Source organism: Roseomonas sp. TAS13, assembly GCF_001950415.1.
In the GTDB taxonomy this organism is placed as follows: Bacteria; Pseudomonadota; Alphaproteobacteria; order Acetobacterales; family Acetobacteraceae; genus Roseomonas; species Roseomonas mucosa.
On the sequence record NZ_BDLP01000176.1, the window covers coordinates 1 to 8,967 of the forward strand.

General features: G+C 70.5%; 12 protein-coding genes. 5 read left to right on the forward strand and 7 right to left on the reverse strand.

The features are described 5' to 3' along the window. The 5 genes from ROTAS13_RS14095 to ROTAS13_RS14120 all read left to right on the forward strand — a co-directional run. A partial coding sequence (locus ROTAS13_RS14095; RefSeq protein WP_139323361.1) for a thioredoxin family protein occupies positions 1–456 on the forward strand: 456 nt, incomplete at its 5' end. Positions 457–992: 536 nt separating this feature from the next. Continuing rightward, positions 993–2,417: a multicopper oxidase family protein gene (locus ROTAS13_RS14105; RefSeq protein WP_073139760.1), complete on the forward strand. Its 1,425-nt coding sequence runs from the start codon at positions 993–995 to the stop codon at positions 2,415–2,417. Between the two features lie 31 nt (positions 2,418–2,448). Next, positions 2,449–2,880 carry a DUF411 domain-containing protein gene (locus ROTAS13_RS14110; protein WP_075822650.1) on the forward strand — a complete coding sequence of 144 codons (432 nt, stop codon included), beginning with the start codon at positions 2,449–2,451 and terminating at the stop codon, positions 2,878–2,880. An 11-nt stretch (positions 2,881–2,891) separates the two neighbouring features. Continuing rightward, positions 2,892–3,233, forward strand: a complete 342-nt coding sequence (locus tag ROTAS13_RS27790; protein WP_175562728.1) for a hypothetical protein — start codon at positions 2,892–2,894, stop codon at positions 3,231–3,233. 146 nt (positions 3,234–3,379) lie between these two features. After that, positions 3,380–3,850, forward strand: a complete 471-nt coding sequence (locus ROTAS13_RS14120) for a cytochrome c (protein ID WP_216348653.1) — start codon at positions 3,380–3,382, stop codon at positions 3,848–3,850. A 614-nt stretch (positions 3,851–4,464) separates the two neighbouring features. Here ROTAS13_RS14120 and ROTAS13_RS14125 read toward each other — a convergent pair. From ROTAS13_RS14125 to ROTAS13_RS28425, 7 genes are all read right to left on the reverse strand, one after another. After that, complete coding sequence (locus tag ROTAS13_RS14125) at positions 4,465–5,352, reverse strand: CopD family protein (protein WP_073139753.1); 888 nt, start codon at positions 5,350–5,352, stop codon at positions 4,465–4,467. Beyond that, complete coding sequence (locus ROTAS13_RS14130) at positions 5,349–5,729, reverse strand: copper resistance CopC family protein (RefSeq protein ID WP_073139748.1); 381 nt, start codon at positions 5,727–5,729, stop codon at positions 5,349–5,351. The genes ROTAS13_RS14125 and ROTAS13_RS14130 overlap by 4 nt, the downstream gene beginning before the upstream one ends. A gap of 143 nt (positions 5,730–5,872) precedes the next feature. Beyond that, a complete protein-coding gene (locus ROTAS13_RS14135) occupies positions 5,873–6,079 on the reverse strand; it encodes a heavy-metal-associated domain-containing protein (RefSeq protein ID WP_083755532.1) in 207 nt (68 codons plus the stop codon). 117 nt (positions 6,080–6,196) lie between these two features. Next, positions 6,197–6,307 (reverse strand): DUF305 domain-containing protein, encoded by a 111-nt coding sequence (locus tag ROTAS13_RS14140; protein ID WP_256371399.1) that lies wholly within the window; start codon positions 6,305–6,307, stop codon positions 6,197–6,199. Positions 6,308–6,444: 137 nt separating this feature from the next. Then, the gene (locus ROTAS13_RS14145) at positions 6,445–7,806 is read right to left on the reverse strand and encodes a cell wall metabolism sensor histidine kinase WalK (RefSeq protein ID WP_252572779.1); all 1,362 of its coding nucleotides are present in this window, start codon (positions 7,804–7,806) and stop codon (positions 6,445–6,447) included. After that, positions 7,803–8,537: a response regulator gene (locus ROTAS13_RS14150; protein ID WP_083755535.1), complete on the reverse strand. Its 735-nt coding sequence runs from the start codon at positions 8,535–8,537 to the stop codon at positions 7,803–7,805. Before ROTAS13_RS14150 ends, ROTAS13_RS14145 begins: the two co-directional genes overlap by 4 nt. 100 nt (positions 8,538–8,637) lie before the next feature. Then, the gene (locus ROTAS13_RS28425) at positions 8,638–8,766 is read right to left on the reverse strand and encodes a hypothetical protein (protein WP_256371398.1); all 129 of its coding nucleotides are present in this window, start codon (positions 8,764–8,766) and stop codon (positions 8,638–8,640) included. Positions 8,767–8,967 lie beyond the last annotated feature (201 nt).

The following is an 8,967-nucleotide window of genomic DNA, read 5'->3' on the forward strand; positions in this document are numbered from 1 at the left end:
GCTGCCGCGGTGGTGGTCGTGCTCGCTCTGCTCGGCGCCGGAACCGCGCCCGCCGTGCTTCGGGCGGCTCCGCCGAATGCCGCGGCGACGGCCTGGGCGCCGTTCGACGAGGCCGCCCTCCGGCGGTTCGTCGCCGAGGGCAAGGTGGTCTTCGTGGACGTGACCGCCGACTGGTGCGCCAACTGCAAGGTCAACGACGCCCTGGTCCTGGAGCGCCCCGAGGTGGCCGCGGCCCTGGCCGAGCCGGGCGTGGTCGCCATGCGGGCCGACTGGACCCGCCCGGACGTCCGGATCTCCGACTACCTCGCCAACAACGACCGGTTCGGCATCCCCTTCAACGCGGTCTACGGCCCGGGTGCCCCACGGGGCATCGTCCTGTCCGAGGTCCTGAGCCGCGAGGCGGTGCTGGACGCGCTCCGGCGCGCCCGCGGGGCCGACCTGGCGCCGGTTCGGTGAGGGAGTTCGGATGGGCGTGACCTTGCACGGCGAACACCACGGTGCATATCGTCCGGCCATGGGCATGCCCGTCCTCCGACGCCTGCTGCTGGTCCTGACGGCCCTCGCCTTCGTGCTGGCGACGGCGCTGCCGGGGACCGCGTCGGCAATGCCCATGCCCGGCGGCACCACGACGGCCGGAGGCCCCGGCCAGTCCTGTGGCGACTGCGCGGCCAAGGCACCCGGCGGCGATGGCGGCGCCAAGATGATGCCGTGCAGTGCCCTCGCCTGCTTGGGTGCATTCGTCGGCCTACCGGCCCCGGCGGTCCTCAGCGCGCCCGTTGCCGTCGCGTTCGAGTACGCTGTGGGGGCGCCTGCGGGCCAGCGGGGCCGGGCGCTCCCGCCCGACCCTTTCCCACCCAGACCCACCACCCTCGTCTAACCGTCGCCCGCCCACCGCGGGCGGCGGACGGAGATCCATGGGTCCGGCCTTCGCCGGATCCGCGCCGTGCACCCGCCCTCCTGCGGGCCGCGGCGGCATGACGAGGACGGAAAACATGCCAATCACCACCCCGCCGGACCTGACGCGGCGGCAACTCTGGACCGCAGGCGGCGCCCTCGCTCTGGCGGGCACGCTTCCCGGCAGGGGACATGCCGCATCCGCCACCAGCGTGCCCGCTTCCCTGCGGCTGACCGCCGAACCGGCCCGCGCATTGATCGCCGGGGACGACCAACCGGCCACAGCCGTCTGGTCCTACAGCGGCTCGGTCCCCGGACCCGTGCTCCGGGTCCGCCAAGGGGCGAGGTTCCGCGCCACCGTGGAAAACCGCCTGGACGAGGGCACGACCGTGCACTGGCACGGCATCCGGCTGCCCAACGCCATGGACGGCGTGCCGGGACTAACCCAACCGTCCATCAAGCCCGGCGGGAGCTTCGCCTACGAGTTCACGCCGCCCGACGCCGGGACCTTCTGGTACCACCCGCACGATAACGGCCTGGTGCAGCAGGGACGCGGGCTGGCCGGGGCGCTGATCGTCGAGGAGCGGGAGCCGCCCCGGGTGGACCGCGAGCTGCTCTGGGTCATCCAGGACTGGCGGCTGACGCGCGGCACCCAGATCGCTCCGGGCTTCGGCGGCCGCATGGAGGCGGCGATGGGTGGCCGCCTCGGCAACACGGTCACCGTCAACGGCGGGGTGCCAGACGCACTCAACGTCCGCGCTGGGGAGCGCGTGCGGCTGCGCATCATCAACGCAGCCACGGCGCGCATCATGGCGCTGCGGTTCGAGGGGCACCGGCCCGTCGTCATCGCCTTCGACGGCCAGCCCTGCGAGCCGCACGAACCCGCGGGTGGGCGGCTGCTGCTCGGTCCCGCCATGCGCGCCGACGTCATCTTGGACATGGTTAGCGAGCCGAGGCGCCGCTACGCCGTGATCGACGACTTTTACGGCCGCTCAGCCTACGAGCTCGTCGCGCTCGCCTATGACGGCTCCGCGCCCCTTCGCGGCCACCCACTGGACGCCCCGGTCCGCCTGCCGCCGAACCCGCTTCCCGAGCCGGACCTCGCCACGGCCGAGCGGCACGAACTCGCGCTCCAGGGCGGGATGATGGGCGGCAGGGGCATGATGGGGATGATGGGCATGCGCGGGGCGGCATGGGCCATCAACGGCATGTCCATGACCGGCAGAGGCGACACGGGCATGCCGCCGCTGCTGACCCTCGCACGCGGCCGGACCTGCGTGCTGTCGCTTCGGAACGAGACCGCGTGGTGGCACCCGATGCACATGCACGGCCACAGCTTCCGGGTCCTGACCCGGAACGGCACCGCGGTGGCCGGGGCGGAATGGGGCGACACGGTGCTCGTCGAGCCGCGCCAGACCGTGGAGGTCGCCTTCGTCGCCGACAACCCGGGCGACTGGATGCTGCACTGCCATGTCATGGACCACGAAGTCAGCGGCCTGATGGGCGTGCTGCGGGTGGCCTGAGCCGAGCCGGACACCGAGAAAAGGAGAACCGATGACGACCTCACTCTTCCGCCGCGCCTCCCTTTCGGCGGCAGCCAGCGCCCGGCTGCGCGCGCAGGCAAACACCCCGACGCAGGTCACGCTCCGAAAGAGCCCGCAGTGCAACTGCGAGGACTACGCGGCGCACCTTCGGCGGAACGGCTTCGCCGTCGGCGTTCGGCTGACCGGCGCCCTGGCGACGATGAGCCGCGCGGCGGGCACCCGTGAGGAAGTGGATGGCTGCCATATCGCCGCTGCCGAAGGCTGCGACGCCGAGGGACACGTCCCCGCCGGAGCCATTCGCAGGCTCTCAGCCGAGCGGCCGCGGATGAGGGCCACCACTCCCGCGGGGACGCCGCTCGGCACGGCGGGGACTAGGCGGGAGCCATTCTGCATCCACGCCGTCGCCTGGGACGGCAGCACCAGTGTCCACGCGACCATTTGAGGAGGCTGCAGATGACGATCCAATCAGACCTTACCCAAGCGCGTGCGCCCATCAGCGGCATCGGTGGCCGCCTCCGCCCGGCTCTGCGGGGGCGGCGCGCCCTGGTGCTGCTCGGACTCGCTGCCGTGGCGGCGGGCGTTTCCTGGCAGTGGACTTGGCTCACCGCGACCGGCGTTGCCCCAATCCTGGTCAGTGTGGCGCCGTGCATTGTCATGTGCGCCCTGGGACTGTGCATGGCCGGAAAGTCGGGCCGGTCGTGCCATGCGAGCGAGCCCCAGGTCAAAGCGGGTTCGACCGCGTCCGCGTCGAAGGCAATGGGCCGCCCGCGTGAGGTCGCGGCGGCCGAAAGCTGAGGGGTTATGACGCCGACAAGGTTCTCAGAACACCTGCTGATCGCTTCCGCCCTGCTGGGAGCTGCCGCGCACGTCGTCCCGGATCGTGCATCGTTTGGAGGTGAGTGGTGAGGCGTCCAGACCTAGGACGACGGCGGCGGCATCTGTTGCTCGCCGCGTTCGTCACCGTGCTCGCGGCCGCAATAGGTGGCGCGGTGCTGCTCTCGGGGCGTGGCCAGCCAGATCCGGCATCGGCCGCAATCAGCCCCGGCGATCGGGAGCAGGTCACCCTCGGCCGCCAGATCTACGCCGAGCAGTGCGCGCGGTGCCACGGTGTGAATCTGGAGGGCCAGCCGAACTGGCGCTCACGCGGACCCGACGGAAAGCTGCCTGCGCCCCCGCACGATGCCTCGGGCCATACCTGGCACCATCCCGACGCAGTTCTGTTCCGGATCATTCGGGACGGTACGTCCGCTGTCGTCGGCGGTGGGTATGAGAGCGACATGCCGGGCTTCAAGGGCGTGCTTTCGGACACCGAGATCCGCGCGGTCCTCGCGTTCATCAAGAGCAGCTGGCCGGACCGCGAGCGCAGCCTCCAGGAGCGCCAAAGCCGGATCCAGAGGGAGGCGGGCCGGTGAAAGCGTGCCCGCGAGCTCGCGGGCAGACGCTCGGTCCCGTCCTGACGAGCAAGGGGAGAGTTGATCCGGCTCCGGGTGCGTTCCGGCGCAAGCTAGGGCGCACGGCGGCCCCGAGAGCGTTGTGAGTAGGGTCCCTGTATCTCTTTCTTCATTCGGGCCGGAATCAGCCAGTGATTTCATTGGCTTGCGGGGCATTATCACTACGAATCGCGCGGAACGTCACTACTAAACGCGCCCGGAACGTTATGTCGCCATGGGGGCTGCGAGATTGGCCTCGGGGCTTTCCTCCATCGCGGACATGCAGGGGCTCCAGACGCGCAGGAACCGACTTCAACTTCAGATGTGCGCTACCGGGCGCACCGGCGGCTACATGGGAGCCCGGCCACCAGCGTCAGTGTTGACAAACGTCGGTGTCGCCACGGGAGAGGCGTGGTCCCCCCAGTGGCGACGAGGTGGGCGCCGCTCCGGCAATCGGCGCTCCCGCTGCGCGCCGGGTCGCCACCGGCCTGACGGCGGCGGCCGATCGGTGACCGTCAGGTGAGCGGTGCCCGTCGGTACATGCCCGCGGCTCGCACCAAGGAAGGGTCGGGCCGCGGGCCAGCACCAGCGGGCGTTCAGCCCTCACCCTGCGGGCTGGTGGAGGTCATCTCCGCGACGGCCCAGAACACCAGGACCATCACGACGATCTCCCAACCAATGGAGACCGCGAGCCGCCTGCCGGATCCAGGGCGGTTGATCGCGAGGGCAGGCGTCAGCCGGAACCGGTGCCAAGCCGCGAAGCCCAGCAGGACGCCGACCAGTGCCACCTTCGTCAGGAGAGCCCGGCCGTAGGCCGTGGTCACAAGGAGTTCCAGGCGCCCGACCAGGAGCCAAGCCAGCACCGCCCCCGCCAGGACAAGGCCGCCCACGATCCAGGTGGCGGCCCGTGCCCAGCCCTCGACCAGCTGGGCCGCCTCCCGGCCGCCGCGCCTGGAGGCCAGCAAGAGCGGCCACAGGCTGCCTGCCCAAAAGGCTACCGCCAGAAGGTGCACCACGAGGGCGGCCGCCAGCAGCAGCCGGGGCTGGTGCTGGGTCGTGTGGCCGACCGCCGTGAAGCTCGCCGCCACCGCCAGGGTGCCCGCCGCGCCGACCGCGACGGCGGCGCGCCCGATCCAGGTGGCCACGGCCACCGCGATCAAGCCTGCGCACGCGATCAGGACGGAGTTGCCCGGGCGGGACGTCAGCATCATGTCCCAGACCTCGGCGTCGAACGGATCCCCATCCGACGCGATGGCCACTTGAGTAGCCAGCCAAGCGAGGCTGGAGGCCAGCCCCACCACCACCATTCCCAGTGTCATGCTGCGGCATGCGGCGGCGTCCTGCGGCTCTTGGAGTCGCCCGAAGCCGATGGCGAAGACCGCCAAGCCTGCAGCCCCGAGGCACGCCACGTAGTACACGATGCGCAGCGCCGCGGAGAGTCCACGGAGCAGATCCGGCTCCGGCCGGAGCAGCTCCAGGATCACCGGGAGGCGTTCACGGCGAAGCGTACCGCCCCACTCATGACGTGGCCGTCATCGCCCATGGCGCGCCACTCGAGGCGGTAGGCACCCGGCGGAAGCGGCGTAGCAACCGTCGCGGTCGCCCGGCTCGATGCCGCACGTCCGCCCTCACGGCGCAACTGGTGCTCGCGGCCGCCCTCGTCGAGCAGGCGCAATGCCGTGACGCGGCAGTCTTCGGTGAACATCAGGTTGAGCGCGCGCGGCGAAGCGCTCAGCGTCGCGCCGTCGGTGGGATCGGAGGAATGCAGCATCGCATGTGCGGAGGCGGCTCCGGGAGCCAGAAGCGCAGCGAAGGCGGCAGCGAACACACCGCGCCGGATGAATGCGTAGCGTGAAGACATGGGAACTCCTGTGCTCAGGCTCGTCGCAACCGAGCAGCGCGGCGGAAGCCTCCCAGGATGAATAGGCGGATGCCCGGCTGACGGCAGCGACAATTGCACACCAAATTGTTGCCGCTGCCGCATGGTGCCGACGGCGGCCTGCCTCAGGCGGGAGCAGTCTCCGCCTTCCATCCGGCCGCCTGTAGGGCACCCCGCAGCGCGTCGCTGTCGGTGCGACCGCCGCTCACGGTGATCTCCTTCCTGTCCAGCTGAACCTCGATCTCCGCCGACGGATCGGCGGCCTTGACGGTCGCAGTCACCCCCTTGGCGCAGCCGCCACAGTTCATGTTCTCGATCGTGAAGCGCATCATCGCGTCGCCCTCCTTCTGAAGGTGAGAAGAGGTACGGCTTCCCGCGGTGGGAAGGTCAAGTGGAACGTAGTCACCGGCTCCAGCCGGACGGCGCTATCGAATCGGATGATGGGACGGTCAGGCCCTTAGCTCGGTGATCCCCTGCTGCTGCTTCTGGATGATCTCCTGCGCGGTGCGCCGCATCTCCGGATCGCGCCCATGCTCGAGCTCCACGCGGGCCATGTCTATCGCCTCGCGGTTCCGAGCTGATCGTCAGCCAGCCGTTGGACATCCCGCGGCGCCGGGTGCGCCGGAACGCGCTCCTCGGCGCGCCTCCGGTCTGCCCGTCCGCTAACGCCCGGGACGAGGATCCGGCCGCTGGCGAATTACATCGTTTTGTTTCCGCGTCCCGCCGCACCGGCAGCCTGAACCCTCCGCGGAAAACGAAGGGTGACCACGGTGCCCCGGCCCGGTGCGCTGTCGATCTCCAGACCGCCGCCATGGCCTTCGGCGATGGCCCGCGCGGTTGACAGGCCGAGACCGCTGCCCCCGCCCGCGGTTCGTGCCCGGTCGCCCCGGAAGAAGGGTTCCGTGACCCGCGGCAGATCCTCCGGCGGGATGCCAGGTCCGTGGTCGCCGACGCGCACCAGCACCGCGTCGTGAAGAGCCTCGACCCCGACCCACGGATCCCGCCCGTGCCGAATGGCGTTCGCGACAAGGTTCGTCACGGCGCGCTTGATGGCCACCCGGCGGCCGAGGACAACTGCCTCTTCGTCCATTCGCCCTTCCTCGACGGGCGTTCCGGCGTCGATGAACTCGTCCGCCACGGTGCGGACGAGCGCAGTGACTGCCAGCGGCTGGATGGCCTCACCATCATGTCCTCCCCGCAAGTAGGCGAGGACGTCGGAGACCATCGTCTCCATCTCCGCCAGATCCCGGCGGATCGGCGCCTTAGCCTCGTCAGGGAGGTCCTCGGCCCGCAGCTTGAGGCGGGCGATGGGTGACATCAGATCATGCGAGAGCGCGCCCAGCGCCAGGGTCCTCTGGCGGAAGGCGTCACGGGTGCGGACCGCCATGCCGTTCAGCGCCTCGGCCAGTTGCCGCACCTCGCGCGGCCCCGAGGCAGGGATGGCCGGGAGTTCCTGCTCGAGGTCGATTCGGGTCACGGTTTTCGCCAGGGCCGCAACCGGCGCCGAGACGGAGCGGGCCGCATACCCTACAGCCAGGAGAAGCGCGAGGCCGATCGCGGCAGCATAGGCATGAATCACGCTCTGGTCGGCGGACAGCACGTTGAAGGAGGCGAGCTCGACGTCCAGCCACGAGCCATCCGTGAGGCGGGCCGTGGCGCCAATGTCAACAATGCGGCCCGACGCGGCGTTGTAGCGGCCAGGCCGCACGCGCACCTCGCTCGCAAGCCTGCTCAGGGCTTTGGTCCGGGCCGCGACCGTCGGCCACTCCTCTGCCGAGGGATGTTCGGGCGTGGGCGCCGGATCCCGGTACCAGTGCACCGTCAGGTCCGGCCGTGATAGAGCGTGGGCCACCCGGTCCCGCTCGGCCTCGGGGGCCGCCGCCACGGCATCCATCAGGGCCGACAACCGCTGGGCCAGCAACTCCTCGGTCCCGCGTTCCACCGCCTGCCGCAGCAGGATGTCGTGGACGCCGACCATGGCGGCGAACAGGATCGCGAAGCCGATCGTAAGCGCCGCCAGGGTGCGGGCGGCGAGGGATTGGGGTACGAGACGGATCACCCTGACCACGCCACAGGGGCCGACAGCATATAGCCGACGCCCCGCACGGTCTTGATCACACCCGGTTCGCCGTCCTCGTGCGGCCGCGAGCCGAGCTTCGCGCGCAACCGGCTGACCTGGACATCCATCGACCGGTCCAGCCCGCCGTAAGGGCGGTTGCGCGCGAGATCCAGCAACTGGTCGCGCGTCAGGATGCGCTGCGGCCGCTCGACGAAAGCGAGGAGAAGATCGTATTCGCCGCTGGTCAGCTCGACGGCGACGCCGTCCGGCCGCAGCAGCTCGCGCCGCCGGGTGTCCAGGGCCCAACCGGCGAAGCGCGCCACCTCGCGCTCCTTGCCGTCCGCCGCTCCCTCGGGTCCGCTCACGCGCCGGAGGACGGCACGAATGCGGGCGATCAGCTCGCCCGGATCGGCGGGCTTCACGACGAAGTCGTCCGCCCCGAGTTCCAGGCCCACGACACGGTCCGATGCCTCCCCGAGGGCCGTGAGGAGGATGACCGGGGCGCGCCCTTCGGCCCGCAGCTCCCGGCACAGTTCGAAGCCTGACCGGCCAGGCAGCATGACATCGAGCAGGACGAGGTCGACCTGCGCGGAGCCGAGGAGGCGGCGCATCTCGGTCCCATCCCGGGCGCCGCTGGCGCGGAAGCCGCTTCTGCGGAGCAGGGAGAGCAGGAGCTTGCGCAGCTCCTCGTCATCCTCGACGACCAGGACATGCCGCCCCTCGCCGGACATCGGCGGTAGGTCGGCGGGCGACATGGGCCGAGGCCCGGTGCTGCCGGAGCTGTTGGTCAAGGTGTTGCTCCGGCGGAACGGACATGGGCGCTGCGGATCTTCATACGCTCGCTCCCCGGCGGAAGTTGAGCCTGAGGTCGGCGGCGTTGATCACCACAGCCGCACTCGGATGCTCGGTGATGCTCACTGCCATGCGCTCGGGCGCCAGATGGGAACCGAGCGACAGCATCCCCTGCAACCTTCATTTGGCTCAGCCTGAGCAGTGCGGGAACAGGGGGAGAGGGTGACGGCAGCAATGCCGGTTTGTGGATCGGCATGGAATAGGAACCCTGTTGGAGGGGTGATCGGCGTCCAAACGGGACCCCACTGACGGCGGGGTTCACAGTGGTTTCCGGGATGATCGGGAGCCAGTGCTGGGATGCTGGTCGTG

What these genes read in the sequence shown, in the direction of transcription:
- ROTAS13_RS14105 (WP_073139760.1), top strand. Translation starts at nt 993, where the DNA reads ATGCCAATCACCACCCCGCCGGACCTGACGCGGCGGCAACTCTGGACC.
- ROTAS13_RS14110 (WP_075822650.1), top strand. Translation starts at nt 2,449, where the DNA reads ATGACGACCTCACTCTTCCGCCGCGCCTCCCTTTCGGCGGCAGCCAGC.
- ROTAS13_RS27790 (WP_175562728.1), top strand. Translation starts at nt 2,892, where the DNA reads ATGACGATCCAATCAGACCTTACCCAAGCGCGTGCGCCCATCAGCGGC.
- ROTAS13_RS14130 (WP_073139748.1), bottom strand. Translation starts at nt 5,729, where the DNA reads ATGTCTTCACGCTACGCATTCATCCGGCGCGGTGTGTTCGCTGCCGCC.
- ROTAS13_RS14135 (WP_083755532.1), bottom strand. Translation starts at nt 6,079, where the DNA reads ATGATGCGCTTCACGATCGAGAACATGAACTGTGGCGGCTGCGCCAAG.
- ROTAS13_RS14150 (WP_083755535.1), bottom strand. Translation starts at nt 8,537, where the DNA reads ATGTCCGGCGAGGGGCGGCATGTCCTGGTCGTCGAGGATGACGAGGAG.
- ROTAS13_RS28425 (WP_256371398.1), bottom strand. Translation starts at nt 8,766, where the DNA reads ATGCTGTCGCTCGGTTCCCATCTGGCGCCCGAGCGCATGGCAGTGAGC.